Source organism: Ruegeria sp. AL1, assembly GCF_056540905.1.
In genome coordinates this window covers 302,993-328,431 of sequence record NZ_JBQFXP010000001.1, presented here as the reverse complement: position 1 = coordinate 328,431, position 25,439 = coordinate 302,993, and the positions used below count along the sequence as shown (strand labels likewise).

Here is a 25,439-nt window from a genome sequence, read left to right as displayed (position 1 = left end):
GTTGTCTAGCTGCTCCCCTCCGTCCGAGCAACGTGGGGCGGCGCGTGCCCGTCATTTTCTGAAGGTCGGCCCCGGAGGGGTCCGAGATTGCGGAGTGAATGGATGATGTTGATCGAAGAAACCGCCATCGCGGATGCGGCGCTGCCGGTGGATCAGTTCAAGGCGCATCTGCGGCTGGGCACGGGGTTTGCCGAGGGTGATGTGCAGGACGAGGTGCTGAAAGGGTTTCTGCGCGCGGCCCTTGCGGCGATTGAGGCGCGGACCGGCAAGGTGCTGATCGAGCGGGATTTCTCGTGGACCGTTAGTGCCTGGCGTGATCCGGCGGGTGAGGTTCTGCCGGTGGCTCCGGTGGTGTCGGTTGGTGCGGTGACGCTGAGCGATGCGGCGGGGGTCGAGACTGTGGTGGATGTGTCGGGGTATCGGCTGGAAGGCGATATGCAGCGCCCCCGGCTGCGGCCTTCGGGGTCTTGTTTGCCAAAGGCGCAGGCAGGTGGGTCGGTGAAGATCGCCTTCACCGCCGGGATGGCTGCGGATTGGGGCGGTTTGCCCGCCGATCTGGGGCAGGCGGTGCTGCTGCTGGCGGCGCATTATTATGAATACCGCGATGAGACGGCGCTGGGCGCGGGGTGTATGCCTTTTGGCGTGACCAGCCTGATCCAGCGCTATCGCACGGTGCGCTTTGGCGCAGGGGTGATGCAATGAGCACGCCGCGACTGAACCGCAAGCTGGTGCTGGAGGCCCCCACGCGCGTGGCCGATGGAGCGGGCGGGTACACCGAGACATGGGCCGCCATGGGCGTGCTTTGGGCCGAGGTGACGGCGCGTAGCGGGGCTGAGCGGGCTGTGGGTGGCGCCTCGGTGTCGCGGGTTGGGTATCGGATCGTGGTGCGCGGCGCCCCCGAGGGGTCCGACATGCGGCCCGCGCCGGATCAGCGGTTTCGCGAAGGCCCGCGGCGGTTTGTAATCCGTGCGGTGGCGGAACGCGATGGGCGCGGCCAGTACCTGACCTGTTTTGCGGATGAAGAGGTGGCGGCATGAGTTACGGCGTATCAGCCGCTTTGCAGGCGGCGGTGTTTCAACAGCTTTCTGGCGACGCGCAGGTTAGCGCGCTGTCGGGCGGGGCGATTTATGACGCGGTGCCCTCGGGCGTCTTGCCGCAGACCTACGTGACGCTGGGGCCGGAGGAGGTGCGCGATGCCTCGGACCGGTCAGGCGCGGGGGCTGTGCATCGGTTCACCGTGTCGGTGGTGTCCGAGGCGGCAGGCTTTGGTGCGGCCAAAACGCTGGCGGGCGCGGTGTGTGACGCGCTGGAAGGTGCGGCGCTGGCCCTGAACCGGGGCCGCCTTGTGGGCCTGTGGTTCGAACGCGCCAGCGCCCGGCGCACGGGAACCGGCGGCGCGATCCGCCAGATCGATCTGAGATTCCGCGCGCGCGTGGAAGACGACTAAGCAATCAACGGAGAGAGCATATGGCTGCCCAGAACGGAAAAGACCTGTTGGTCAAAGTGGATATGAACGGCACGGGCCTGTTTCAGACCATCGCGGGCCTGCGCGCCACGCGGATCAGTTTCAATGCGGAAAGCGTGGATGTGACCAGCCTGGAAAGTCAGGGCGGGTGGCGCGAGTTGCTGTCGGGAGCGGGGGTGAAATCCGCTGCGATTTCCGGCTCGGGCGTGTTCAAGGATGCGGGGACCGACGAGCGTGCGCGTCAGCTGTTCTTTGACGGTGAAACGCCGGCCTTTCAGGTCATCATCCCTGATTTCGGCATCGTTGAGGGGCCGTTTCAGGTCAGCAGCATCGAATATGCGGGCTCGCATAACGGTGAGGCGACCTATGAGATGAGCATGGCAAGCGCTGGTGCGCTGAGCTTTACGGCGCTCTGATGGCCAATCCGTGGACGGGCGAGGTGGTGCTGACCATCGATGGGGAGCAGCGGGTGCTCAAGCTGACTTTGGGTGCTTTGGCGGAATTGGAGCAGGAATTGCAGGCCGGGTCTCTGGTCGAGCTGGTGCAGCGGTTCGAGGGCGGCGGGTATTCCAGCGGCGATGTGCTGGCTTTGCTTGTTGCGGGGCTGCGCGGCGGCGGCACTCAGGTGAGCCGTGCCGACCTGCTGCATGCCGAGATTGCGGGCGGGCCGATGGCGGGCGCGCGGGCGGCGGCTGAATTGCTGGCGCGCGCCTTCATGGTGCCCGAGTGAGCGGGTTCGACTGGCCCGCGCTGATGCGGGCCGGGTTCCTGGGCCTGCGGCTGGCGCCGGAACAGTTCTGGCGTCTGACCCCGGCCGAGTTGCGGCTGATGCTGGGGCAGGGCGCGGGGATGCCTGCGATGAACCGGGCGGGGCTGGATGCGCTGCTGGCGGCTTACCCGGACAAGGAACAAGGAGAGCGTGATGATGGATCGTGAAGGGTTTGACGACCTGCAGGAGCGGGGCGAGGCGCTGGGTGACGCGCTGGGCGATGCGGCGACCATGGCCGGAGCGTTTGATGGCCAGATGAAGCGCATAAGGGCCGCGTTCGAAGAGACCGGCAAGGATGTGGCGACGCTGGAACGTGGCATGTCCGGCGGTTTGCGGAAGGCGTTTGATGGCGTGGTGCTGGACGGGATGAACCTGTCAGGCGCGCTGGATGTGCTGAAGAACTCGATGATCAAGACCGCCTATTCGGCGGCGATCAAGCCGGTGACGGATCACTTTGGCGGGATGCTGGCCAACGGGGTCGGCAATCTGGTGCAGGGAATTTTGCCCTTTGCGGATGGTGGCAGTTTCTCTCAGGGCCGCGTGATGCCGTTTGCCAATGGTGGCGTGGTCAGCAGCCCGACCATGTTCCCGATGCGCGGCGGCACCGGGTTGATGGGCGAGGCGGGCCCTGAGGCGATTATGCCGCTGGCGCGCGGGGCGGACGGCAAGCTGGGCGTGCGTACGCAAGGCGGGGGCCGGGCGGTGAATGTGGTGATGAACATCTCCACGCCCGATGTGCAAGGGTTCCGCCGGTCTCAGGGCCAGATCGCGGCGCAGATGAGCCGGGCCTTGGGCCGCGGAAATCGCAACAGATAAGGGGAGCAGCGGATGAATTTTCATGAGGTGAGATTTCCCGCCAGTCTGAGTTTCGGCTCGGTCGGGGGGCCCGAGCGGCGCACGGATATCGTGACGCTGGCCAACGGGTTTGAGGAACGCAACACGCCCTGGGCACATTCGCGCAGGCGTTATGATGCGGGGCTGGGGATGCGGTCGCTTGACGATATCGAAACGCTGATTTCCTTCTTCGAGGCGCGACAGGGTCAGATGTTTGGGTTCCGCTGGAAAGACTGGTCCGACTACAAATCCGGCGCGGCTACGGCTGAAGTCGGTACGGGCGATCAAGTGATTGCACGGGGAGATGGAGTAAGTACCAACTTTCAATTGATTAAGACTTATAGTTCAGGTGGTTTTAGCTATGTGAGGCCGGTGCTGAAACCGGTCTTGGGAACAGTGAAGCTGGGTCTCGATCAGGACGCGCTGCGCGAAGGCATCGACTTTGACGTAAATCTGTCCACCGGCTTGATAACCATGGCTTCGGCACCGCCCGAACAGGTCGAAATCACTGCCGGGTTCGAATTCGATGTGCCCGTCAGGTTCGACACTGACAAAATTCAGACAAGCGTCGCCAGTTTTCAGGCCGGAGATGTACCGAACGTACCAGTGGTTGAGGTACGTGTCTGATGAGAAATGATGCGCAATCCCTTGAATCGTATTTGAAATCGGGCCTCACAACCGTATGTCGATGTTGGTCGATAACCCGATCAGATGGGCGACAATTCGGGTTTACCGATCATGATATGGAACTGGCGTTTGAAGGCTTGACCTTCAAGGCCAGTACCGGGCTGACTGCCTCGGCGATCGAACAGGCGACTGGCTTGTCGATTGACAATACCGAGGCCATGGGGGCCTTTTCCGATGCTTCTGTACGTGAAGAGGATATCGAGGCCGGGCGTTTCGATGGCGCCGAGGTCCGGGCATGGTTGGTCAACTGGGCCGATCCAGCGCAACGCAGCCTGCAGTTTCGCGGCTCGATTGGCGAGCTGCGTCGGGCGGGCGGGGCGTTTCATGCCGAGCTGCGCGGTTTGACCGATCTGCTGAATCGCCCCCTGGGGCGGATCTATCAGAAACCTTGCACAGCGGTTCTGGGGGATCGGTCCTGCGGGTTCAATCTTACTGCACCCGGATTTTGGATCGAAGCCGAGATCAGCGCGCTTGAGGGCGCGTCGGTGCAGCTACGCGGTGGCACCGGTGCAAGCCAAAACTGGTTCGAGCGTGGTCGACTGGATGTTCTGACCGGTCCAGCTGCGGGTTTGTGGCGGGCGGTCAAGCAGGATCATCGTTTGGACGCCGGGCGCAAAATCACGCTGTGGTCAGCGGTAGGCGGTGGGCTGACCATCGGGGATCGCGTGCGGCTGACCGCCGGTTGTGACAAGCGCATGGAGACTTGCCGGCTGAAATTCAACAATCTGATGAACTTCCAGGGCTTTCCTGACCTTCCAAGCGAAGACTGGGTGATGGCCGTGCCCAAAAAGGGTGGTTCGAACAGAGGCAGGAGCAGACGATGAACAAGCAAAACATCGTAACCGAAGCGCGGAGTTGGCTGGGGACACCTTACGTGCATCAGGCCTCGGTCAAAGGGGCCGGAACCGACTGTCTGGGGTTGTTGCGGGGCGTCTGGCGCGCCGTGTTGGGATGCGAACCCGAGGCGGTTCCGGTCTACAGTATGGACTGGTCTGAACCTCAAGGCGATGAACGCATGTGGGCGGCCGCCCGGCGTCATCTGGTCGAACGGAACCCGTCCCAGTTCGAGCCGGGCGATGCGCTGCTGTTTCGGATGCGTGATCAGGGCGTCGCCAAACATTTGGGCATTGTCAGCGAGGCGGGCGCGGTGCCGCGCTTTATTCACGCCTATTCAGGACATGGTGTGGTCGAAAACGCGTTGAGCGCGCCATGGCAGCGCCGCGTGGTCGCTTGTTTCGAGTTTCCGCTGGGGGATTTCTGATGGCTACAATTCTTCTGTCAGCGGCTGGCGCCGCAATCGGAGGGTCGATCGGCGGAACCGTTGCGGGGCTGTCGTCTGCGATTATCGGCCGGGCCGTAGGTGCCACGCTGGGGCGTGTTATCGACCAACGGCTGATGGGCCAGTCGGTTTTGGGAAGCGGCAGCGAGGTTGTGGAAACCGGGCGTCTGGACCGCTTTCGGCTGACCGAAACCGGAGAGGGTTCGCCCGTGACCACTGTGTTTGGGCGGATGCGTGTGGGTGGCCAGGTAATCTGGGCGTCGGACTTTCTTGAAACCCGCACCACCTCGACCTCGACCCAATCCACCGGCGGCGGCAAAGGCAAACCCAAACCCGCCGAGGTCAAAACAAAGACTGTCACCTACAGCTATTCGGTGTCGTTGGCGATTGCCGTCGGAACAGGCGTAATCGCGGATGTGCCGCGTGTCTGGGCCGACGGGGAAGAGATCGAGCGAAACTCGTTAACGATGCGCGTGTATCACGGAACGTCGGATCAGTTGCCCGACCCATTGATCGAGGCGGTTGAGGGCACGGGCACTGTACCGGCCTATCGCGGCACGGCCTATGTCGTGATCGAGGATTTCCCGCTGGGGTCATACGGAAACCGGGTGCCGCAATTCTCGTTCGAGGTGGTCCGTCAGGACCAAAAGGACATGCCGGACTATGACGAGGCCCTGTCGCAGGCGGTCAAAGGTGTGGCTCTGATGCCGGGAACAGGCGAATACACGCTTGCCACCTCGCAGGTCAATTACTGGAAGGGCAAAGGCCGAAACTGGGCCGCAAATGCACATTCCCGCTCCGGCTCTTCCGATATGGCGACCTCATTGCGGGCTTTGCAAAATGAATTGCCGGGGTGCGAGGCGGCGTCGCTTGTTGTTTCGTGGTTTGGTGACGATCTGCGCTGCGGGAGCTGCGATATTCGACCAAAGGTGGAACGCAAGAACGCTGATGGCAAGAACATGCCTTGGCGGGTGGCCGGGTTGACCCGTGCATCTGCGCAGAATGTGAAATGGAAGGATGGTCGCCCGATTTATGGCGGCACACCCGCCGACGGCGCAGTGATACAGGCGATCAAGCGCCTTAAAAATAATGGCAAACGGGTGATGTTCTATCCGTTCATCCTGATGGAGCAAATGCAGGGCAATAGCTTGCCAGACCCGTGGTCTGATGCGGGTGAGCAGCCTCATTTGCCTTGGCGGGGCCGGATCACGCTGGACATTGCACCGGGGCGCAGCGGATCGCCGGATCAGACGGCGGAGGCGGACGCACAGGTGGCGGCGTTTTTCGGTTCTGCGCGCGCTTCGCATTTTAAGGTTCAGAACGGATCCGTGGTCTATTCAGGTCCGCAGGAGTGGGGCTTGCGCCGGTTCATTTTGCATTACGCGGCCCTGTGCAAAGCAGCGGGTGGTGTGGCTTCGTTTTGTATCGGTTCCGAGATGCGCGGCCTGACACAGGTTCGGGGTGCATCCGGATTTCCGGCTGTAGCGCGGCTGCGGACACTGGCGGCGGAGGTGCGTCAGATTCTGGGCGCGAACACCAAAATCGGATACGCGGCGGATTGGTCCGAGTATTTCGGCTATTCTCCCGCTGGTAGCGGAGATCGCTATTTCCACCTTGATGACCTTTGGGCCGATGACAACATCGATTTCGTAGGCATCGACAATTACATGCCTCTGTCGGACTGGCGCGAAGGCGACACGCATCTGGATGCGCAGGCCGGGACAGGTTCGATCTATGATCTGGACTATCTGCGCGCAAATGTCGAAGGCGGCGAAGGGTATGACTGGTATTACGCTTCACCCGAAGAAGCCGAAGCACAGATTCGAACGCCGATTACCGACGTGGCGCATGATGAGGCCTGGATCTGGCGCTATAAGGACTTGCGCAACTGGTGGGGCAACCGGCATCACGAACGGATCGGTGGGGTGCGGCAGGCGTCTCCCACAAGCTGGGTGCCGGGCTCGAAACCGATCTGGTTCACCGAGTTGGGTTGTGCAGCCATCGACAAGGGAACGAACGAACCGAACAAGTTTCTTGATCCTAAATCGTCGGAATCAAGTTTACCCAAGTTTTCCAACGGAATGCGGGATGACTTTATTCAGGTGCAATACCTTAAGGCGGTACTGGGATACTGGAACGACCCTTCCCGAAACCCGGTTTCTGACATTTACGACGCGCCGATGGTAGACATGTCAAACGCCTATGTTTGGGCCTGGGATGCGCGACCATTTCCAACCTTCCCGAACCTGCGCAGGCAGTGGAGTGACGGTGAAAACTATGCCCGCGGGCATTGGTTGAATGGACGGTCGGGGTCGCGGACCCTGGCCTCGGTCGTGACCGAAATCTGTCATGGTGCCGGCTTGACGGATATTGATGTATCCGAGCTTTATGGCGTGGTTCGTGGCTACGCCGTCGAAGACGTGATGGATGCTCGCCAGGCCCTTCAGCCTCTGATGATGCGTTATGGGTTCGATGCAATTGAGCGCGATGGGAAACTGGTGTTTCGAACTCGGGGAACGCAGCGTGCCATCGATGTGTCGCCCGAACAGATCGCCGTCAGTACGGACATCGACGGCCCGATCGAGCATCGGCGTGAGGCCGAGGCCGAGATGACCGGGCGTGTCCGCCTGCGGTTCGTGCAGTCGGACGCCGACCACGATCTGGTGGCGGAAGAGGCGGTGTTGCCCGATGATCAGACCCACGCCGTAGCCGTCAACGAAATGCCGTTGTCCATGACACGTGCAGAGGGGCGGCAAACCGTCGAGCGCTGGTTGAGCGAATCCCGGATTTCCCGCGAAACGGCGCGCTTTGCGTTGCCGCCGTCGATGTCGCACATCGGGGCGGGGGATGTTGTACGGCTGAACGGGGCGGGCGATGCGCTGTATCGCGTCGACCGTCTGGAACAGGCCGAGTTGCAGCTGGCTGACGCTGTGCGGATTGAACCAGAAGTCTATTCTGCCGCCGAGGTGGAAGATGACGGCGCGACGGCCAAACCGTTTGACGCGCCAGTCCCTGTTTACCCGGTGTTCATGGACTTGCCGCTGATCACCGGTGCGGAATCGCCATATGCGCCTTACTTGGCGGTTTCAGCTGAACCCTGGCCGGGCAGCGTGGCGATGTATGCCTCGGCCCAGGACGAAGACTATACGCTTGCTCAGGTCATTGCTGGACAGGCGGTCATGGGGTTCACTGAATCGCCCCTGCGCCGCGCCGCTGCGGGTATCTGGGATGAAGGCAGTCCGTTGCGTGTCAATCTGATCGACGGGGTGCTGGAATCCCGGTCTCGCGGCGCGTTGCTGAGTGGCTATAATCTGGCCGCGATTGGGGACGGAACCCCGGGTCGATGGGAAGTGTTTCAGTTCGCCGATGCGGCCTTGCAGGAACCCGGTGTCTATGCCCTTTCGGGTCGGTTGCGCGGCCAGCTTGGAACAGATGCGATCATGCCCGATGTCTGGCCCGAGGGATCGACCTTTGTTCTGCTGGACGAACGTGTTTATCAGACCGATCTGTTGCCAACCGAACGGCGCATTGCCAGACATTACCGCATTGGCCCGGCCACACGGGGTTACGAGGATCCCTCATTTATTCATCTGGTCGAGGCATTTGATGGCAACGGATTGCGCCCTTACGCCCCTGTTCATCTGAGGGTGCAAAAGTCACCGGTCGGAGACCAGATGACGTGGATCAGGCGTACCCGTGTTGGCGGGGATGACTGGAGCGGGTTCGACGTGCCCTTGGCGGAGGAAACTGAATCCTATCTGATCCGAGTCCGGGCCTCAGGCGCGTTGGTCCGCGAAGTTCTGACCAATTCTCCGATCTGGTCTTATTCCAATGCTATGAAAGCCTCGGACGGAGCGGCGCAGGGCTATGATGTCGAAGTGGCCCAGATCTCGGCCGAGTACGGTCCGGGGGCAATTGCGCGCCTGTCGGTTGGATAAACCGACACATGCGCCCGTTGCTACATGGTGATCTCAGCGCGGCGGCTCGGGCTTTGTTGGCGGTTCCGCCGCGCCTGCGCCGCCGCTTGTGCGCGCGTTTGCTTGTCGAAGCGGAACTGGCCGATGTTTATGTCGCCGAAACCGGGCGACTGCATCCGCTGTTTGGCAATGGCTCGCTGATGGCGGCTGCGCGGACCCGGCCCCTGGCGGATGAGCCCAGTTTTGACGACCGCCAATATTGCCAGTGTTTCGAGATGATCCTGCAGGCCCTGATCCGCTTTCACGTCAGCCGGACGCGCAACTGACGCACCGGCTGGCGGCGAGGTCCAGTTCAAGCCGTCCCCGGGCAATCGGTTCACCACAGTCTTCGCAATACCCGTATTCGCCCTCGTCGATACGGGCAAGCGCCTCAGTCAGACGCCGCGTTTCGATATCGCGTCGGGTTTGCTGCGCTTTGGCCATTGCCTGATTCTGCAAAGCATCCATACGGCTCAGGCGTCCGACTGCCTGCTGATCCAGTTCCACAACAGATTGCGCCTGTTGTCCGATACTCGATTGATTGGCCAAGTCGCGCAACCGGGATTCGATCAAAGCCTTGAAATGTGGCCAGTCTTTTTCGTTCATTTTTTGTTGCATTCCATATCAAGGGTTTGCGTTTGGCCTTTTTGCCCCTAGATGGCTATAACAGTTACATCAATACGATTGCGCGTCAAATACCCCATAAAATTATAGAAAAATATTCTGTCTGGTACTGTCCGGAAAGGATTTTTGCGCACTCTTTTGCGCACTATATTCCTTTAATATCGGATAAGCTCGGCCAAAGAGCGAGTGTTCGAAGGCTTCTCTTTTTGTTGGATATTTGGAATCGAAACATCAAACAGTGACGGGAATGCCAATTCATTTTGAACGGCCGGGGGCAGGGGCGTAGAGGCCGATGACGGGGCACTCGTTCCGTTGTACTTATTTCGCCAGATCGACAAGAAATCACCGACAGACATGTCCGCAGTTCCGCCGTTCAGCTTGATCGCGTCATGCCCGACCAGGCTAGCGGCCGGTGAGTTTGGGTCAGCGGAAAACAACTTTGATGCTCCGCCCGGGCCCTGTTGGTGACCGAGATAGAGTTCCCATCCTTCGGGCGCACGACCTAGGGCCCGAGCCAAATGGGCGCTCGTATCACTGAGGTACGCCCCGCCTGCATCTGCATTGCTGTAGGCATCGAGCTTATCCCGACCAGCGCCATACTGGCCCCATGTTGAATCGATGAATTGGAAAATCCCCCCGGCCGAGGAATGGGGGTTCTGCGCTGTCGGGTTCAATCCGCTCTCAATCTGTCCGATGCGTAGCATGGCCTGGGGATCGATACCGTGACGCGCAGCAGAGGCACGGATGATGTCTTCGACCGATATCATGGGCCGGTTCCATTTATGAGGTCTAACAACTCGTCGTCCTCGGACGGCTCGTCTTCGAGCAATTCCGCAATTGCCGGAGCACGCGTTCCAAGCCAGATTTTAGCACCACGTGTCATCGCTGCTACATTGGCCGGGTTGTGTTCGCTGAGTAGCAACTTAGCGACTTCCGGGTTCAACAGCGCTTCGTCCAGAAGTTCCTGAAACTCTTGGCCCCGTCCTTTGAGCGTCGCTTTCCGCGCCATCGTCGATACCAGGCGCAAACCGATAAACGGCAAACCGACCTGCCCGCGCTGATAGGCGAATGAATACGCGCCGATCGTTTCTGTCGAGGGCAGAACCTCATTGCCTTTAATCGCCTGTGGCGTGCCAGAGCTGTTCGGGGCTTTACCCGTCACGCGCATATCGACCTCAGCCAGTGCGTTCGCAATCTCGTCGATGCGAGCCATCTGTTCCGGGTCGTTTGCGTAAAGTCGCTCCATAACAGCTCGATTTTTTGGGTTTTGCAGGAAATTTTGCAACGATTGCGGACGCCAATTTTGAGCGCCGCCCGGGGCGCGTGTCGTGACACCGCTCGATTTTGCGTCCCGTTCCATCAACTTCCAAAAAGCAGATTTCGCCCCTTCGATTGCTTGCGGCTCGCCGCCAGTGAATTGCAGCAGATCATCAGCTGCCTTGGCAGGATCCGGCGCGTTTACGACACCCGCCATTGCGTCAACCGCTCGCTCGTCGCCGAACTTGAGATATCGACCGACAGCACCTTTACCTACGGTATCGTTGGTCCCGAGTTCACGCCGAACCTGCTTATTCGCCGCCTGCGCGTCGTCTGCAGTGCGCTTTAGCGCCGCTGCCGTACCAAACTCGTCGCGCAGTTCAGGGAACTTGTCGAACACCGCTTTGTACTGATCGAGATAAGTTTCAAGCTGTTCGGGCTTGTCCAAGAAATTCTGCGCACCCGCTCTAATCTGATCGCCTAGTGCGGCACGGACATCATCAGCGTTGTTTGTCTCTTTCAGCAGCGCGTCGATGTTGGAAGCCTGTCCTTCATCAGGGCGCACGAATTTGCTCGTAACCTCACTATCGGGAACCCGAGGCTGACCCTGGTTGCGATCGAGCGTCTGTGCAATCGGTGTCGTGGGCCGTGTGAACCGGTCATTGAGGTCGCGGGTGACAGCCCGGGCTGTTTCCATCTGTTCGACCACATCGGGCGCGGCATCGTCGAGAAATCCGTCGATCGCGCCAACATACATGTCGAGAACCCGGGCTTTGTTGTGATCGCCAGCGGAGCGCGCCGAACGCGATTTGTCGGTCAACGAACTGCGCAGCGTCGTCACTTCGGACAAGCGCGTTCCCTCTCCGGTGATGTGCGACAGGAGTTCCGTGTCACCGTCGCCGACGAGTCGGCCGGGGATAGACAGGATGGACTGATCGCCCGAGATTACGTCACGCTCTGCAAGCGTCAAGCGGCTCGTGACGTCGTCGAAAGCCGCGTCCAACCCGGTTGGGTCGATCTGGCCCTCAATACCGGCCCACGCCTCACGCTCAACGGTCTTAGCTTTGTCCAGCGCATCGTCAAGGGCAGCGCGAACCGTCTGACCGCGCGCTTCGCCCGATTGAACCGCAGCCAGATTATCAGCCGCTTTCTCGAATTCAGTTTGCGCGAGGTACTGCTTTGTTTCGGCTTCGAGCAGCGCGGTATCCCGGTTGTTGGAAAGTGTCTGCCGAAACACGCCAGGTGTCGCATCGGGCGCCTCGACCTCTATCGCGTCATTCACGGCCCGGGCATTGTCACTACGGCGTCTCGCGAAATCACCGGAATTTTCGCCACTCTGCCGGCCGTATTCAAGTGATGCCAATCCGGGGTTTTGGGTCACGTCAGCAGTGGACTCCTGAAAGCCCGGAACGGCCTTGGCAACCCGCGATCCAGAGTTCAAAGAATCTGCCAACATAGCGGTGTCAAGCGCTCCTGACGGAGCCGTAGGGGCGTCCGCAGCCCGCGCCAATTCACCCGCTACGGCGTCACGCACAACCTCTGAACTTCCTTTGCCTGTAACAGCAGTGCCGACGTCCAGCGTTGTTCGTACACCGGCATCAATCGCAGACGCGCCTGCTCCGCCCATTATGGCGCCAAGCAAGTCCGCCAATGCCTCCCTTTGCGTCGTCGTTGTCGGATCCCCGTCCGACACGGCTTCATTTGCCACACCAGCCCCGACGCCCGCTCCGGCCGCGTATAGCGTTTCTTTCCCTGCAAATTTGCTCGGATTTACCGCTGCAGATTCCAGAATTGAGCCGAGCATACGTTTTCCGCGGCGCGATGATTCTTGCATCGCGCGAGCCCCTGCCGTACCAACTTTTGCTGCCCCGGACAGGACGCCGACGAGGGGCAGAGCAGTGGCACCTAATTCTTCTGCAAGACGACCCCCGACACGCTCAACTATATTCTCTGGGACATCATCTCCCACGGGTTCACCCATGGCCGTTTGAGCGGCATCTCTAGGGGCAGATAGCAGGCCCCACACATGATCATATCCGCCTATTGGGCTTTCTGAAAAAGGCTCAAGACCTTGCTCACCGGGCAGAAGGTTTCCGAGCATAGGTGACGAATTCACGAGGTCAATCGGTGACGTCGCTAACCGTGTTAAGCCTTGCGCCCCCTTTTCGGCTAGGTACCCTGTCGTATCTAACACGGTCTCCGCACCATCCATCACGACATCAAGCCAAGATTCGTCTTCGACTGGCGTTTTCGAAACGGACGTTGTCGAATTAGTCTGATATTTTGTCCAAGGACCCGAACCAGTAGGCTGCGCGTTTCCTCGATATTTTTCCCAAGGACCGGCCATTATTCCAGAGCCCTCCAATTTGCTTGGTCACTCGGATCTCCCCCCAAGAATTCGTGACCATCTTCGACGTGTCCGGGCTGTAACGACACCGGGGTCTCGGTCGGCGTCTTCGAAACCTCCCCCCGAAGTTCCGAGCCAAAAGTTAGACGTTGTCGCAACTGGCTTTCCAGCGTTTCAAGATTCGAAAGCACTTTCGGGTTTCCAGCAATACCCCCATCGTAAAGACCGAGCAGCCGTTCCAGTTCTCGGACATTCACTTCGCCACCAGGATCTTGCGCTTTTGCCTGCAGATAGGCCATTTCAAGGGCGTATGCCCCCGCTTGAGCTATTGCGGGATCATATCGACCATTCGCGCCAACACGCGCTGCCAAGGCGCGAGCCTCTTCGATACTGTCGATCGTGCCGAACGCGGCCCCGGCTTCGTCTGCAGCGGCAACGAGGTCTTGTGCAAACCCGCGAACCATCCCGGGAATGCCCATTACACCCGGGTTTTCTTGCAGCAATGTGCGGAATTCACCGAGACGTATTAGGCCGTAATTAGACTCTGCAACAATCTGATTGCCTTTGGTTACGTTTGACGTCGTGGCACCGAAACCTTCCGACGTATCCTCGATCTTGCCGGTAACAGAACCCTCTGGCAAAACCGATCCGGATTGCGTATCCACCCACTTTTCGAGGCCCGTATCGTAAATCGCCGTTCCTGTTTGCCCGTCCGGCGTGCGATATGTCTCTAGTGTCGGCTTCGCCTCGGCTCCGGCGTTGATATGCGGCTCTTGGCCAATGGCGTCAGCGCGGGTCGCGATACGCGGTCCATCCGGAGTGACAATCGTTTCAACAGGGACGTCACTTCTGCGTTCAGTGACAATATCTTCTGCATCGAACAGGCCATTCGCGATAGCTTCTTCGAACAGTTGGGCCTCAAGTTGCGCTTCTGTCAGCGGCGTCTGCGGCGCACCCAGCGCAGCACCAGATTGAGCGGGAAAGGCCGGAACACCCAATTCGGCCGCGACCTCTGCCGGAAGTCCGGACAGAACTTCGTTATGCGTGATCGGAGTGTCCCCGAGACCAATAATAGCCTCTGCCAGAGCCCGATCATTATCCGCGGCATTATTGGCACGCGATGTCTCGGCGTCGATGTCCTGACCACGCCGCGCCGTCGCGTCTGCAGTGTTCACGGCGTAAAAGGACTGGTCCGGATTGTAGAGGTCAGCAACGATGCTGCGTTTGTCAAAATCGTCGCCGGCCGAAGACCACAAATCGGCCAATCTCTGCCCCTCTGCGCGTTCGTTTTGGGCACGCACAAGGCTGTATTGCTCATTTGCAGTTGGCGGTGCGAAAGCCTCAACCAATTGCGAAACTGACGACGCAAAGCTCGGATCGTTGAAATACCGCCCGGCGAGTGGATTGATACGTGTACCCATTCCGATCTCCTAGTAGAGCGCAGGCAGGAAAGTACTGCTGTAACCGCCTGTTTGTGCTGCCGTCCCTGCGGCTGTTGGTTTCAGCGACGTTAACCAAGCGGGACCCGTAGCTGCGGGGGCTGTCAATGCGGCTGGCAATGTCAGAGCCGAGCCGATGGTCAGCAAATCACCAAGTGTACGGAAACCTGATCCTTGCTGCTGCGCGGCGGCCTGTTCCGCGGGAAGGATACTTGCAGACCCGCGTTTGAAACTGCCAAGCGTATTCAATTCGTTTGCGAATTGCTGATTCCGACGGCCAAAATTTCCGAGCAAATCTCCCAACGAACGGAGGTTCCCAAGAGCTTCTGCGCGAGCGTCGCCCTTCTGTTTCGCCTTTTCAGCGGCAGTTGCGTCTGCACTTACAACAAGATTGCTGTTTGTCTTTGGTACAGCGGCCTCTGCAATGGGCGCTTCGGTCGCTGCGCCCTTAAAATACTCGGTCAACTCTTCCGAAGTGACGTCCTTTTGATCACGAAAATCTTCATACTCGCTGACAGCCTTTTCGTTCAGGTCGAACGCTAAACGATCAAAATCGGACTGCCGCTTTGTCTCGCGACTGTTCACCCCTGCTAAGGCGGAAGACGCCCTGCCGTGGCCAATTGTATTAGCTGCGATAGACCCTGCTGCAAACAAGGCGGGGAGAATTAGTGGAATGGGCATCTCGACCTCCTGTTAGCTCACTTTGACTGCGTTTCGGGACGGTCCGAATAGGCCAGTATTAATCCTCGGGCGAACAGAACTACCATACGCCTCGGCCCGTTCCAGCGCGGCTTGCGAAGCCAAAATTGAGGCTGAATCCTGGAATAGCTGTTGCAAAGGCGAATACGCCGGAGGGGTGGACAAGGCTTTAGACCTCGCCAGTGCAGCATTTGCGGCACCAGACGCGTCCCCTGTAACCTGTAATTGTGATATCAGATCGGATCGGGCGTTTTCGACGTTATTGCGGGCGTCTGTCTCGTAGCTTTTCGCCTGATCGAACAAATTTTGCAGTTCCGTTGTGCGCTCGTCGGCCAGATCGCCAAACGCATCGGCCCGAATGCTGCTGTCCAGCACACCGGCCCGTGCAAGATTATAAGTCGTATTTTCCCGTGCCTCGGAAAACTGGTCTTCCAGGTCCGGCGTTGCGAAATCAATAAACCCTTGCCGAACTCCGTCGAAGAAGTCGTCATCGAATTGATTGAACGTGTCATTGATCCGCGTAGTGCCTTTTCGAACCTCGCGTTGGCGTTTCTTTTCCGCCTTTCGAGCCTCTTTGGCCTGTCGATCAGCTGCGCCTTTGCCGCCCCCGCCCATGACCCTACCTCGTCTTCTTCAAGTAGAAACCTACTTGCTCCGCGCCCGCTACAATTTCGAATAAGCGTGCGGTTCGATCTGGTTGGAATTTATTGGAGATACCGAAAATCCATTCACGGCACCCGACAATGTCACCCCATCTATCGAACTCTTTGATGAGCTTTACGGCTGCCCGAGTGCCGCGCTTGTCGGGTCGCACATACAATACCTCCTGGACGACAAAAACGCCAGTGGTAAACGCGTATGACTGTAAGAACGCCATTAGAAACCCGATAACTTCGCGGTTTTCTTCAACCACGAAAAACGTTGGGTCGGCGTGTTCCATGCTCTGATCGTAAGTTTCCTCGGCCAGTTCACGGACGAAATCAAGATGCGGCAAAGTCTCCTCGACTTGCATCTGGCAAAGGTCCATCACGGTATCTTTGTCTTCCGGCATTGCAAGGCGGGCGAACATCAATTGTCCTCCTGCTCATCCCGGTCAAAATGGACAACTGCGGATGACAGAATAGCCGGTTTGTCTGTGCTATCCGGCGCTATGGATTTGAACCGAAGACTGAAATGCGTCGCTTCTCCAACAGCGTCAATCGCACTATCTGAAAACGTAGTTTTGGCAATTCGCGCGACCAAATCAGACGCATTCTCGTTGTCCGGGTCCATCGCGATCCTGACTTCCCAAGTCCCCCTTACCGCGGCATCTACAGCGTCCAGGGTTTTCTGTCGGAATGGCTCGTCGGCGTCCATATACGGTAACCACGCTTCGGCCTGAACACTTTCATCGTAGGCAAATTTAGGCCCTTGCCCCCCATATACGTAGATATCGTCTCCGGATCGCAGCCAAATTCGTCCGTCATATTCGATCATGTCGTCAACACGAAAACCCGGCAGATACTCCGACCAAGCCGAGACTTTATCAGAGCGAAAATAGCTGAACACATAAATTCGATCGTTCAGAGATAGCCAGAACCGCCCGCTACGAGGCTCGATAACCCCTTTGGCATCTCGCAAATCGCTGTCCGTAGCATTTTCAAGCGCCTCGACGATGATACTGTCAATCGGGCTTCCGAGGTCTGATGTAGCTGCTGAGTTCGAACTATCTCGCGCCCGAAGCGAACGCACACCGGATTCGTTCAAATAGATAATGTCACCGTCACCCAGCTGTGTGACGCTGCCCGCGGAAAGAGTGCCTGTGCCACGCAATACCTGGTTCTTTCGGGACAAGTTCGGATCGGGATCGAAATACCAAATGAGTGCTACCCGTTTACCCAACACCGCAGTAAAATTGTCGTATTCGCCGATCCCGACGATTTCCTCGGCCCCCTTCGCATGAGTAGACATGTCGATGAACCCATTCCCTACACCGGATCCATCTCCAAAGTCTGAACTGTCATTTACTGCCGAGAAAAACAGGTTCGGGCCGGATGAAACAAACAACTTAGAAGCTGTCGTGAGCAAGGCCCCTGGCTTACCGGAATTGACCAGATTTGGGGGCGCTTGGGTATCCGTGACGCGATTGCCATTATTAAAAATGTATCGAGAATCATCTTCGAATTCTGCAACCGCCTGGACTTCACCCCGAAATAATTCCCACGAATTTATCGTCCGCAATGCTGCATTTGAAGGATGCGGTAATGAAAGATAGGTCACCCCGTCTGGAACCGCTGGTGAAGCGCTCTGGTGACCGAAAACGACCAACCCGTTCGCGGAGGATGCAAGTCCTTTGGTCTCACCGACCGGGAGCTGGTAAACCCGTTCGAATATGGCACGCTGTTCAATCTCGCCGCCGCGATTTACATGCGCGTCGCGCAATCGCATTAGCGTACCGCCCGGCGAAGTTTCCGGAAGCCTGCGGGTATCAAGCCCGCCCGTAAATTCGCGGATCCAAATCGTGCCCATTACTCACGGTCTCGATAGTGTATACGAGGGATTGGCACCCGTCGACGTTGATATCCGTTCGACCCACCCAAAGAGAATTGCTTTATCTTGGACATATTGCCGGTGAGACTTTCAAGCCGCTTTGCCGCAGCCCGTAAAACCAGGGGCGCACGCTTGCCGCCTTTTGAGGTCAAATACTCACCGGCGGCGTGCAAAACGATAAGTCTGTCATCAAGGTCTGCACGATCGTCATCCTTCACCAACGGACGCAGCGATCGAATTCCGGTCAAACGTAAAACGCCCTCACCAGAGGATTCCTCTGCATTTTCGGACGGAATGGGCCATATCTCAATCTGCTCGTCCTCGTAAACCTGCCATGCTTCGACCGGCCATGATCGTTCGTCAAGGTCACTTTCCCACTCGGCGTAATGACGATCTGTAATATCTGGTTTTAACCGGCACCAATCACCAGAATATCGGACATGAATATCTTCAACACGATCGATGATCATGTCCGTAGGGGTATCGAAGTACCGCTGTCCGGCCTGCAAGGGCATCATGCGTTTAACACGCAAATGCGGCCAGTCATGACTTTCCCAAAGCAATTCTTGATTTCGTTGTAAAGCATGGACATGCGAGTCCCGAGAATTCTGGTTGTGCGCCGGATTAACCGACGCACCTATCTCAACGCGAAAGTCCTGCAGTAGCGAGAGCAGTGATTTGTTTCGCGCCACAACTCACCCCCTTAATCGAGAACCGAGTTGGTTTTGTCAGAAGCCGACGCGCTCTTGCCCTTGGCCTTGGGGGCCGTCTTTGGTACCGGTGTGGGTTCCGGTGTGGGTTCCGGTGTGGGTTCCGGTGTGGGTTCCGGTGTGGGTTCCGGTGGGGGTCCCGGTGGGGGTCCCGGTGGGGACTCAACGACGGGGATCGCGTGGCCGATCGCCTTGAAAGCCCCGTCGGGTAGCTCCAATTCAGCGAAGGTTTTGTGAATCACCGGACTGCGACCGGGATACACCAGGTCAATAATCAAATCACCGTCTTCGTTCTTCGCGCGGTATCGATCACGAAGCTGCTCAACCGTTTCGCGAGCGGTGACGACTTTAGCGTCCGGGTCTTCCGGCAAGATGTCGATGTCAAAAACGGCATCATCACCATGAATCGTCAGCAATACCGCAACCTCGGCCGGTGTCACCCGGGTCTTCGGTACGGTGTTCCCTTTGTCGCCTGCGAGAGCGACCATTATGTTCGCAAATTGCATTTCGGGAATCCCTATCAGATTTCAGGAAACAGAGCCCCCGGAAGGGCTCTGAGAAGGTTTACGAGATGTCGTAAACGCCAGAAGTGTTAAGCTGCTGCGCGGCCATGACGGCGGTCGTGGTGACGCCGCGATACATGACGTATTTGTCGTGCGGGCGAGCCGGATTGGCCTTCTTCATCTTTTCGCCTTGCATGTAGTACAGGCACAGACGGCGCATATCGATGTCGAACATGCGCTTTTCCAGTCCCAGATCATCCAATGTCGGATCGTATTCGATCACGATGCTATTCCATGCAACTTGAGGCATCGCGCCATCAATCGCCCCGTCACCACCTTTCCAGCCGGTCTGAGCGTATTGACCGTTCGCGCGGAGTTCAGTTTCGATCGCACCGATGAAATCTGACCCGGCGAATTTTTTCGACCGACGCGAACCCATCGCATAACGATTGAGTTGTCGCTCTTCCGCTTGCAAGAACTGCAGCAGTGCACCGCCGTTTGCAGGGGAAGAGGTAATCACGTCGTTACCTGAACCAGCGGCATTCGCGGCAGCAGTAGCTGCACGGTTACGCCACCAAGTGTTCGTACGCACCAAACCTCCTGTCGAACCCAGAGACGGGTCGTCCAGGATAAACGCACGGATACCGGCGAGAGCCTTAGTGTCCGAAGTTCCGTCACCGTGAATCAGCGCATCCCAATCGACAGCGTAGTCCTCATTCATCGTCTCGATTTTTTCTTCGAGCAGATTCGCAAGGGCTTGCTGTTCCCGGCCAGATTTCTCACTGGTCTTCTGCGAGGCGTTATTCTCGATAACGGTGATACCATCGATTTTCAGTTCGGTGTGGGTCAAGCCCATACCCTGGTGGTGTTCCTTCCAGGGGAAGGCTACGCGCTTGGTGCCGACCGGGTTAGTGTACCCAACAGTGTCGTCGTGCGTGTAACCGGCCAACGAAGTACCCCCACGGCCCTGCTTGACCGCCAACGATACGTTGTCCTTACCACCCGGGAACGTCTTCGATGCGGCGTCGAAAGCCTTCATCATCGGCTTGTTCTGGATCGCCTGCGCGTAAACCTTACCCCGGCCCATGTAGTGCTCAAGGGTCGAGTTGGTGATGTTTTCAAGTTCTGCTGCTGTGAAGGCCATCTGGTTCTACTCCTACTAGCCCGCGTCGCTCACAGATTTCACAATGTCCAAAACGGACTTCGGTTCTGCAGCGTCGGTAATGCTGGCAGTGCGACCCCCGGTAAGGGTTTCTTTGGATGGTTTAGGCTTGGTACGCGCAGCAATTCTTTTGTTCACTGTGCTCATGGCCCGCTTCAACTGATCCGTGGCCTTGTCCGGAGTGTCGGGTTTCCCCTCTTTACTCTGTAACCAGACAACCTCACGCATGAGGTCTTCGGCCTTGGCTTCGAAATCCGGGTCTTTCCGCTGTTCCAGTTCCCACGATGCAACAGCGTCCGTAACCGCTTTTGCGGCGTCTCGCTGCTTGTCCTGCTCGCCCTTCTCCTGGCGAAGCTCGTCCTGCTTTTTCGCTGTCGCGGTCTCCGACCGTAACCGGCTTATTTCAGCAGCCGCTTCCTTGGTAATTTCGCCTTTCGCGACTCGCTGTTGCAAGTCCTCGGGCAAAACCAGACCAACGTCGCGAACGAGTTGCTGGACAATCGGTTTTAGCTCTTCCCATGCTTTATGCGGGTCAGATTTCAGAAGGCTTTGGATATTCAGCGCGTTCGCTGCTTCCTCTGCGGATACGCCGGATTCTTGCAAGAATGCCTGAACCTTAGCGTATTCCGTAGCGCCCTCCTTATACTGGTTCCGTTGAGCGATGAGCTGCTTAAACCGAGGGTGGTTGTGGAACGGCACGTCCGAGAAGTTTTCCTCGTCCGTTTCACCGTCTTCGGTGCCATTTTCGGAGTCAGTATCGGCGCTATCCGCGTCGTCACTGTCATTCTCTTCCTCGGTAGACGACTCCGAGTTATCCGCTTCCGAAGGGACCGCCTCACGGACCACAGATAGCAGATCGAACTTTTCGTCTTCATTTGCCTCGGGGGACGGGTCCGGGCCAGGAGTACCATCTGACGTTTCGTCAGCGGTTGTATCGTCCAGATTTTCGGAGTTGTCGGGCGACTCCAACTCCAATTCCTTCTCGCCCATTAGAACCTCCAAGTTGTCGGTTTCGAGGCGAGCATACACATTGTCCGGAAATGTATCAAGTCAAGACGGACATAAAGCTACAAAACTTGATTATTACCCAAAGGTGCATCCGTTCCGGCAGCGCCTCCTGGTGGGGCAGGGGCGTTGTCGCCACCTTCCGCCCCTTGGGCGTTCGGAGCGTTGGCCGGGTCTTCGGGACCGGGTTGCTGTGCACCGTTGAGCGCCATGATGGACGGTAAGCCCTCAACGATAGCTTCGGTGAGATCGAGTTTGTCATCGAGACGACGCAAAGATTCTCGGGCGAGCCATGTTCCGGGTATCCCCGGCATCTGCAGCAAGTAAGGCAACATCTGCTGCCAATTTCGAATCTCCTGTGCCTGATTTGGACGCCCCGATGATCCCGCCTCGACTTCAAGGAAAATCTCTTTCGCGATCTGTTCCAAGGTTAGCTCCGGCCAGATAGCGCCGGGACCGACGACCTCTACGACCTGATCTTTGGACATCTCTTTAAGGAGAATACCGCCAGAAGCACGCGCGATACGAGTAAGGAACCCGTCCAGATCATCGACATTACTGTCCACCGACGCGATGCGGGACGATTCCGCGATAGAGCTTTCCGTTGCCGTAGCCTTTGCGACCGCCCCGAATTGAGCCTCCTGCGCACCGGCAACGATCTGTACGTCAGCCATGACTTCATTGGTGTCATACAGGTTCGGGTCCACACCCGGGACCGGAATCGCCTGTATCACGGTGCGGATATCTGTTTCAGGAGGCACGTTCACTTCGGTAACCGTGAATGGTTCCGCAGTGGCTAGGTTCGTTTTGTCTTCGTCCCCTAGCACCCCCTTTGGAGTTGCAAACCTCGGTCTGGCAGCCTGACGATGTTCGCGTTTACCTTGACGAGACCGATTATACTCGTCCTGCATGTCTTTAATGAGACGAACATCAGACGGCGGGAAAAGCGTACATTCATCCTCGACTTCATTGAACACAAGCGCAAGCACAGGCCAGAAATCCTCAACGTACACGTCAGGAGGGCCGGGGGCGCGCAAAAACTTCGTATGTCCGTCACAAACATAATACGTCGTACCGCTTTGACGGTCGAAATGTTCCCATACACAGGCCAAACCATTCGTGTCAGCGTTATCACCCCCCTCGACCGCTTCTGGCTCGGCGATCGATGAATCGTCCGAATTCTTAGCACCGTTTTTAAGGCTATACTCGGTAAATCCTTGACCGAGATCGACTTTGAAAATCTTCTTCACTTCATCGGGTGTGAACAGGTATTCCAGTGTCAGCCAGCGCCCGCCGACAAATCCGGTAAGATTTTTTGTCATCTTGTCAGGAATGACGCGGGTAGCGTCCGGGAAATCGAAAACAAGACCCTCTCGGGCAAGGATATATTCCTGCTGTTCCAGCGACGCGATAGCCGCCTCAAGCTCTGCTTTTTTAACCTCGTTGTCCGCGACTTTGTCATCTTCCGCATCTTCGGCCAGCATCGCAACGTGTGACAACTGATTGCGAAAATCAGCCAGGCGCTCAGCTACTTGTGGATCCTGTTCGATATCGCGCTGAAACCCCAGCTTGATATAGCCGACACCCGTCGTCGCGGTGCGTCGCACCAACTGTTTCATGCTCGTTTTGAAATCTACTGGCGTTTGCTCTTTCGTGAAATAATCGAACAAGAGTTCCAGCGTTTTTCCGACACGACGTGCATTCTCGCGCGCCCGCATCCCCTGTTCGAAGTCCTGCAGAAGGACTTTTGCCTGTTGTATCTGAACAGGATTCATGGGGATAGTCAGTCCCGTTACAGGGTCCAAGCCCCCCAGCGACGCCTGTTGCAAAACCGTCATTGCCTGGGCAATTGACGTTTCGCTTTCGTCCCATATCGCGAAATCCAGTCGTTCCCGACGTCGCGCTACTGCTTTGGGGTTTTTCGCATAAAGTGCTGTAACTTTCTGATTTACGTGGCGCCCGGTAACATTGGCCCGATAATGCCCGACAGGCCACCCATCACCAGCACCAGTGCGAGCGATTTTCATGTCTTCGCGCATCGTATCAAACGCCGGTTTATGATGCGTCTTATCCACCTTGATACGATCAATCAGCTTCGCAACAAGTTTCCGCTCACCCTCCGAAACAGGCGTTTCCGGAGTCTCAGTCGCAAGTGCATCACGCGCGGTGTCTGCGGTCTGGATTTCGTTGTCCATCAGAAGCCTCCGGTATTGAGTCGCGCCTGAGCGCGCTCCATCCGTTTCAGTTCGCGTTTGAGCCAGCCGAACGTTCCACTCTTTACGGGTTTGTCCGGTTTTGTCTTTCGTTGTAACGGAATTTGGCTTTGAAGTCCAAGACCGATGTAAGCGAACGCGTCCGTGAAGTCGTCATGCAAACCGTTCGGGAATGCCAACAACTCATTGATCGCTTTCTCGACCCACTGCTTACCCCTCGGAAAATACACCCTTCCCATTGCCATTCTCGCCGAAATAGCCTGCGCCCGCTGTTCTTTATCAGCTGCAGGAGTCACTTCGACAAGATTGAAAAACGTCTCTGTTTCCATCATCCGTTTTTTCAGAAACGGACCGATCGACTTCGAAATATGGCCTTTCTCTGCCCACCATATGAGGGGTTGCGGTTCCTGCTTTGCCATGGCCAGCATGGCTTCCACAGTTGCGTTTGTCGGAGCTTTTCGCCACCAACAATCCAGAATGAATATATTCTGCTGACGGTCAAGACCGACACGCAAGAGCACCGTTGAGTCGGCACGCTGTGCAGTCGAAACCGCATGATCCGACGCACAGTAGATGCGAAGTTCTTCAAGTGGCGGCGTTTTCACTGTTTCGTCTGGGCCGTGGTACTGGATGCTCTCGCGTCTGAATAACGTCCCGTCCGCGACACTCGGGCGCTGCTGATACAAAGCCTCGAACCCGAGAGGATCCAAGGACCGCTGTTCTTCGAAAAAATCCAAATCATATCGGTCCGGCCAGAGCGGCTCACCCGGCACGCGACCGAGAGTATCGTCGTCATCCGCGATTGCCGGGAAGTCAACGATACGAATTTTCTCCGCAAGGGTTCGGTTGAAATGCTCGTTTTCAGGGTCCGTCAACCGCCCGATAATGTCGTCCGTATGCCAACGGGTGAAAGTGATTATGACGAGTTTCTTGCCCATTCTACGGGTCATCGCGACTTTCGTGAACCATTCCCAAGCTCGGTCTCTGAACGCCTGAGAGCGGGCCTGTTCGTAGTCCTTGATCAGATCATCGATCACGAGCAAATGTGCGCCACGCCCCGTCAACGAACCCCCGACACCGACGAATGTCGCCATACCGCCTTGAGTGGTTTGAAGCCGGTCCTTGGCCGAGCCGCCTCGCTGCAGACTGATTCCGGGAAACACTTGCCGGAACTGATGCGACGTTATGATGCCCCTGACATCTGCGCCAAAATCTTTGGCGAAGTCATCATTGTACGTCGCGACAACGACGTTTTGATCCGGGTGCCGCCCCATGTACCAGGCGGGCAGGCGGCGCGATACCAGTTCAGACTTTCCGTGCCGCGGAGGAACAGTCAAAATGAGAAACTGTATTTCGCCTTTTTCGACCTCTTCTATTACCCGGGCAATTGCATCATGGTGCAAGGCGTTATCGTAGACAGAGCGTTCAACGTCATTAGGGTCTTCCGGATCCGGCATCGTGAACTTTGTGAAGTCCATGAAATTATCCCGGGCGGACAGCGCTTTCTGCTGCCGCTTCAAAAGCAAAATGTTCCGGTTTATCTCTTCGAGCGACTGCTGCTCCGGCTCTTTCTGACTCAATTCACTCTCCGCTTAGACCGTGAGAGACCAGCCTTCGCACGCCGCCAGAAATACGTCATATTGGTTGCCAATTTCGATTTTCGTTTGCTGCGTATCGGCTCTGGAACGCGTCGGCAGGGACTCTTGCCACGCCCGGCAAATCTCATATTCAGTTTCGGTAGCCGCGGGCGTCGTCTTCACGCATCCGGGCATCCCGAGAAGTACGAATGTCATCAACACGACGACGAATTTTGTCTGCGCGGTCCTTGTCAGCATCTTTCATCTCCCGCTCTTTCTGCTCGGCGCCTCGTTTTTCAGCACGGTTCTGCATCCGCAGAACGAGCGCGAGGAGCATTCCAATCGCTCCTACAACCGACGCAATTTTCATCCACACCCGACTAA

Annotated in this window: 27 protein-coding genes; 12 read left to right on the top strand and 15 right to left on the bottom strand. The window is 57.5% G+C overall.

What is annotated here, in order from left to right; all coding sequences use genetic code 11:
• Window positions 1-102 precede the first annotated feature (102 nt).
• The 12 genes from ACRZ9X_RS01685 to ACRZ9X_RS01630 are packed head-to-tail and all read left to right on the top strand — an operon-like array spanning window position 103 to window position 9,277.
• Entirely contained in the window at window positions 103-702 is a 600-nt protein-coding gene (locus ACRZ9X_RS01685; protein ID WP_480515556.1) for a head-tail connector protein, read from the top strand.
• Entirely contained in the window at window positions 699-1,037 is a 339-nt protein-coding gene (locus ACRZ9X_RS01680) for a phage head closure protein (protein WP_480515554.1), read from the top strand. The genes ACRZ9X_RS01685 and ACRZ9X_RS01680 overlap by 4 nt, the downstream gene beginning before the upstream one ends.
• Entirely contained in the window at window positions 1,034-1,447 is a 414-nt protein-coding gene (locus ACRZ9X_RS01675) for a DUF3168 domain-containing protein (protein ID WP_480515552.1), read from the top strand. Before ACRZ9X_RS01680 ends, ACRZ9X_RS01675 begins: the two co-directional genes overlap by 4 nt.
• A gap of 20 nt (window positions 1,448-1,467) precedes the next feature.
• Window positions 1,468-1,881 (top strand): phage major tail protein, TP901-1 family, encoded by a 414-nt coding sequence (locus ACRZ9X_RS01670; RefSeq protein WP_480515550.1) that lies wholly within the window; start codon window positions 1,468-1,470, stop codon window positions 1,879-1,881.
• Window positions 1,881-2,195, top strand: coding sequence for a gene transfer agent family protein (locus ACRZ9X_RS01665; RefSeq protein WP_480515548.1), 315 nt, complete (start codon window positions 1,881-1,883; stop codon window positions 2,193-2,195). The genes ACRZ9X_RS01670 and ACRZ9X_RS01665 overlap by 1 nt, the downstream gene beginning before the upstream one ends.
• Window positions 2,192-2,401, top strand: a complete 210-nt coding sequence (locus ACRZ9X_RS01660; RefSeq protein ID WP_480515546.1) for a rcc01693 family protein — start codon at window positions 2,192-2,194, stop codon at window positions 2,399-2,401. Before ACRZ9X_RS01665 ends, ACRZ9X_RS01660 begins: the two co-directional genes overlap by 4 nt.
• Window positions 2,388-3,050 carry a phage tail tape measure protein gene (locus tag ACRZ9X_RS01655; RefSeq protein ID WP_480515544.1) on the top strand — a complete coding sequence of 221 codons (663 nt, stop codon included), beginning with the start codon at window positions 2,388-2,390 and terminating at the stop codon, window positions 3,048-3,050. The genes ACRZ9X_RS01660 and ACRZ9X_RS01655 overlap by 14 nt, the downstream gene beginning before the upstream one ends.
• A 12-nt stretch (window positions 3,051-3,062) precedes the next feature.
• Window positions 3,063-3,695, top strand: coding sequence for a phage distal tail protein, Rcc01695 family (locus tag ACRZ9X_RS01650; RefSeq protein WP_480515542.1), 633 nt, complete (start codon window positions 3,063-3,065; stop codon window positions 3,693-3,695).
• A complete protein-coding gene (locus tag ACRZ9X_RS01645) occupies window positions 3,695-4,579 on the top strand; it encodes a DUF2163 domain-containing protein (protein WP_480515540.1) in 885 nt (294 codons plus the stop codon). Before ACRZ9X_RS01650 ends, ACRZ9X_RS01645 begins: the two co-directional genes overlap by 1 nt.
• Window positions 4,576-5,016 (top strand): NlpC/P60 family protein, encoded by a 441-nt coding sequence (locus ACRZ9X_RS01640; RefSeq protein ID WP_480515538.1) that lies wholly within the window; start codon window positions 4,576-4,578, stop codon window positions 5,014-5,016. Before ACRZ9X_RS01645 ends, ACRZ9X_RS01640 begins: the two co-directional genes overlap by 4 nt.
• Window positions 5,016-8,972, top strand: a complete 3,957-nt coding sequence (locus ACRZ9X_RS01635) for a baseplate multidomain protein megatron (RefSeq protein ID WP_480515536.1) — start codon at window positions 5,016-5,018, stop codon at window positions 8,970-8,972. Before ACRZ9X_RS01640 ends, ACRZ9X_RS01635 begins: the two co-directional genes overlap by 1 nt.
• An 8-nt stretch (window positions 8,973-8,980) precedes the next feature.
• The gene (locus ACRZ9X_RS01630; protein WP_480515534.1) at window positions 8,981-9,277 is read left to right on the top strand and encodes a DUF7742 family protein; all 297 of its coding nucleotides are present in this window, start codon (window positions 8,981-8,983) and stop codon (window positions 9,275-9,277) included.
• Here ACRZ9X_RS01630 and ACRZ9X_RS01625 read toward each other — a convergent pair.
• From ACRZ9X_RS01625 to ACRZ9X_RS01555, 15 genes are all read right to left on the bottom strand, one after another.
• A complete protein-coding gene (locus tag ACRZ9X_RS01625) occupies window positions 9,258-9,596 on the bottom strand; it encodes a TraR/DksA family transcriptional regulator (RefSeq protein WP_480515532.1) in 339 nt (112 codons plus the stop codon). The genes ACRZ9X_RS01630 and ACRZ9X_RS01625 overlap by 20 nt on opposite strands.
• A 173-nt stretch (window positions 9,597-9,769) precedes the next feature.
• Window positions 9,770-10,381, bottom strand: a complete 612-nt coding sequence (locus tag ACRZ9X_RS01620; protein ID WP_480515531.1) for a transglycosylase SLT domain-containing protein — start codon at window positions 10,379-10,381, stop codon at window positions 9,770-9,772.
• Window positions 10,378-13,218 (bottom strand): hypothetical protein, encoded by a 2,841-nt coding sequence (locus tag ACRZ9X_RS01615; protein ID WP_480515529.1) that lies wholly within the window; start codon window positions 13,216-13,218, stop codon window positions 10,378-10,380. The genes ACRZ9X_RS01620 and ACRZ9X_RS01615 overlap by 4 nt, the downstream gene beginning before the upstream one ends.
• A complete protein-coding gene (locus tag ACRZ9X_RS01610; protein WP_480515527.1) occupies window positions 13,218-14,639 on the bottom strand; it encodes a hypothetical protein in 1,422 nt (473 codons plus the stop codon). Before ACRZ9X_RS01610 ends, ACRZ9X_RS01615 begins: the two co-directional genes overlap by 1 nt.
• 9 nt (window positions 14,640-14,648) lie before the next feature.
• A complete protein-coding gene (locus ACRZ9X_RS01605; RefSeq protein WP_480515525.1) occupies window positions 14,649-15,338 on the bottom strand; it encodes a hypothetical protein in 690 nt (229 codons plus the stop codon).
• Between the two features lie 12 nt (window positions 15,339-15,350).
• Window positions 15,351-15,971, bottom strand: a complete 621-nt coding sequence (locus ACRZ9X_RS01600; RefSeq protein WP_480515523.1) for a hypothetical protein — start codon at window positions 15,969-15,971, stop codon at window positions 15,351-15,353.
• Window positions 15,972-15,975: 4 nt separating this feature from the next.
• Entirely contained in the window at window positions 15,976-16,425 is a 450-nt protein-coding gene (locus ACRZ9X_RS01595; protein ID WP_480515521.1) for a GNAT family N-acetyltransferase, read from the bottom strand.
• Window positions 16,425-17,864: a hypothetical protein gene (locus ACRZ9X_RS01590; RefSeq protein ID WP_480515519.1), complete on the bottom strand. Its 1,440-nt coding sequence runs from the start codon at window positions 17,862-17,864 to the stop codon at window positions 16,425-16,427. Before ACRZ9X_RS01590 ends, ACRZ9X_RS01595 begins: the two co-directional genes overlap by 1 nt.
• Window positions 17,864-18,577 carry a phage adaptor protein gene (locus ACRZ9X_RS01585; protein ID WP_480515517.1) on the bottom strand — a complete coding sequence of 238 codons (714 nt, stop codon included), beginning with the start codon at window positions 18,575-18,577 and terminating at the stop codon, window positions 17,864-17,866. The genes ACRZ9X_RS01590 and ACRZ9X_RS01585 overlap by 1 nt, the downstream gene beginning before the upstream one ends.
• Before the next feature lie 11 nt (window positions 18,578-18,588).
• Window positions 18,589-19,101 carry a hypothetical protein gene (locus tag ACRZ9X_RS01580; RefSeq protein ID WP_480515515.1) on the bottom strand — a complete coding sequence of 171 codons (513 nt, stop codon included), beginning with the start codon at window positions 19,099-19,101 and terminating at the stop codon, window positions 18,589-18,591.
• A 58-nt stretch (window positions 19,102-19,159) separates the two neighbouring features.
• Entirely contained in the window at window positions 19,160-20,242 is a 1,083-nt protein-coding gene (locus tag ACRZ9X_RS01575) for a phage major capsid protein (protein ID WP_480515513.1), read from the bottom strand.
• 15 nt (window positions 20,243-20,257) lie between these two features.
• The gene (locus tag ACRZ9X_RS01570) at window positions 20,258-21,250 is read right to left on the bottom strand and encodes a hypothetical protein (RefSeq protein ID WP_480515511.1); all 993 of its coding nucleotides are present in this window, start codon (window positions 21,248-21,250) and stop codon (window positions 20,258-20,260) included.
• 77 nt (window positions 21,251-21,327) lie between these two features.
• Entirely contained in the window at window positions 21,328-23,460 is a 2,133-nt protein-coding gene (locus tag ACRZ9X_RS01565; RefSeq protein WP_480515509.1) for a hypothetical protein, read from the bottom strand.
• Entirely contained in the window at window positions 23,460-25,058 is a 1,599-nt protein-coding gene (gene terL / locus ACRZ9X_RS01560; RefSeq protein WP_480515507.1) for a phage terminase large subunit, read from the bottom strand. Before terL ends, ACRZ9X_RS01565 begins: the two co-directional genes overlap by 1 nt.
• A 148-nt stretch (window positions 25,059-25,206) precedes the next feature.
• On the bottom strand, window positions 25,207-25,392 hold the full coding sequence (locus ACRZ9X_RS01555) for a hypothetical protein (protein ID WP_480515505.1): 186 nt from the start codon (window positions 25,390-25,392) through the stop codon (window positions 25,207-25,209).
• Between the last annotated feature and the right edge of the window lie 47 nt (window positions 25,393-25,439).

Excerpts from the sequence above, each read along its gene's own strand:
- ACRZ9X_RS01635 (WP_480515536.1), top strand. The coding sequence starts at position 5,016 with ATGGCTACAATTCTTCTGTCAGCGGCTGGCGCCGCAATCGGAGGGTCG.
- ACRZ9X_RS01610 (WP_480515527.1), bottom strand. The coding sequence starts at position 14,639 with ATGGGTACACGTATCAATCCACTCGCCGGGCGGTATTTCAACGATCCG.
- ACRZ9X_RS01645 (WP_480515540.1), top strand. The coding sequence starts at position 3,695 with ATGAGAAATGATGCGCAATCCCTTGAATCGTATTTGAAATCGGGCCTC.
- ACRZ9X_RS01555 (WP_480515505.1), bottom strand. The coding sequence starts at position 25,392 with ATGCTCCTCGCGCTCGTTCTGCGGATGCAGAACCGTGCTGAAAAACGA.
- ACRZ9X_RS01565 (WP_480515509.1), bottom strand. The coding sequence starts at position 23,460 with ATGGACAACGAAATCCAGACCGCAGACACCGCGCGTGATGCACTTGCG.
- ACRZ9X_RS01675 (WP_480515552.1), top strand. The coding sequence starts at position 1,034 with ATGAGTTACGGCGTATCAGCCGCTTTGCAGGCGGCGGTGTTTCAACAG.
- ACRZ9X_RS01570 (WP_480515511.1), bottom strand. The coding sequence starts at position 21,250 with ATGGGCGAGAAGGAATTGGAGTTGGAGTCGCCCGACAACTCCGAAAAT.
- ACRZ9X_RS01605 (WP_480515525.1), bottom strand. The coding sequence starts at position 15,338 with ATGCCCATTCCACTAATTCTCCCCGCCTTGTTTGCAGCAGGGTCTATC.
- ACRZ9X_RS01620 (WP_480515531.1), bottom strand. The coding sequence starts at position 10,381 with ATGATATCGGTCGAAGACATCATCCGTGCCTCTGCTGCGCGTCACGGT.
- ACRZ9X_RS01685 (WP_480515556.1), top strand. The coding sequence starts at position 103 with ATGATGTTGATCGAAGAAACCGCCATCGCGGATGCGGCGCTGCCGGTG.
- ACRZ9X_RS01580 (WP_480515515.1), bottom strand. The coding sequence starts at position 19,101 with ATGCAATTTGCGAACATAATGGTCGCTCTCGCAGGCGACAAAGGGAAC.
- ACRZ9X_RS01630 (WP_480515534.1), top strand. The coding sequence starts at position 8,981 with ATGCGCCCGTTGCTACATGGTGATCTCAGCGCGGCGGCTCGGGCTTTG.
- ACRZ9X_RS01625 (WP_480515532.1), bottom strand. The coding sequence starts at position 9,596 with ATGAACGAAAAAGACTGGCCACATTTCAAGGCTTTGATCGAATCCCGG.
- ACRZ9X_RS01615 (WP_480515529.1), bottom strand. The coding sequence starts at position 13,218 with ATGGCCGGTCCTTGGGAAAAATATCGAGGAAACGCGCAGCCTACTGGT.
- ACRZ9X_RS01665 (WP_480515548.1), top strand. The coding sequence starts at position 1,881 with ATGGCCAATCCGTGGACGGGCGAGGTGGTGCTGACCATCGATGGGGAG.
- ACRZ9X_RS01600 (WP_480515523.1), bottom strand. The coding sequence starts at position 15,971 with ATGGGCGGGGGCGGCAAAGGCGCAGCTGATCGACAGGCCAAAGAGGCT.
- ACRZ9X_RS01680 (WP_480515554.1), top strand. The coding sequence starts at position 699 with ATGAGCACGCCGCGACTGAACCGCAAGCTGGTGCTGGAGGCCCCCACG.
- ACRZ9X_RS01640 (WP_480515538.1), top strand. The coding sequence starts at position 4,576 with ATGAACAAGCAAAACATCGTAACCGAAGCGCGGAGTTGGCTGGGGACA.
- ACRZ9X_RS01650 (WP_480515542.1), top strand. The coding sequence starts at position 3,063 with ATGAATTTTCATGAGGTGAGATTTCCCGCCAGTCTGAGTTTCGGCTCG.
- ACRZ9X_RS01575 (WP_480515513.1), bottom strand. The coding sequence starts at position 20,242 with ATGGCCTTCACAGCAGCAGAACTTGAAAACATCACCAACTCGACCCTT.
- ACRZ9X_RS01655 (WP_480515544.1), top strand. The coding sequence starts at position 2,388 with ATGATGGATCGTGAAGGGTTTGACGACCTGCAGGAGCGGGGCGAGGCG.
- ACRZ9X_RS01670 (WP_480515550.1), top strand. The coding sequence starts at position 1,468 with ATGGCTGCCCAGAACGGAAAAGACCTGTTGGTCAAAGTGGATATGAAC.
- ACRZ9X_RS01590 (WP_480515519.1), bottom strand. The coding sequence starts at position 17,864 with ATGGGCACGATTTGGATCCGCGAATTTACGGGCGGGCTTGATACCCGC.
- ACRZ9X_RS01595 (WP_480515521.1), bottom strand. The coding sequence starts at position 16,425 with ATGTTCGCCCGCCTTGCAATGCCGGAAGACAAAGATACCGTGATGGAC.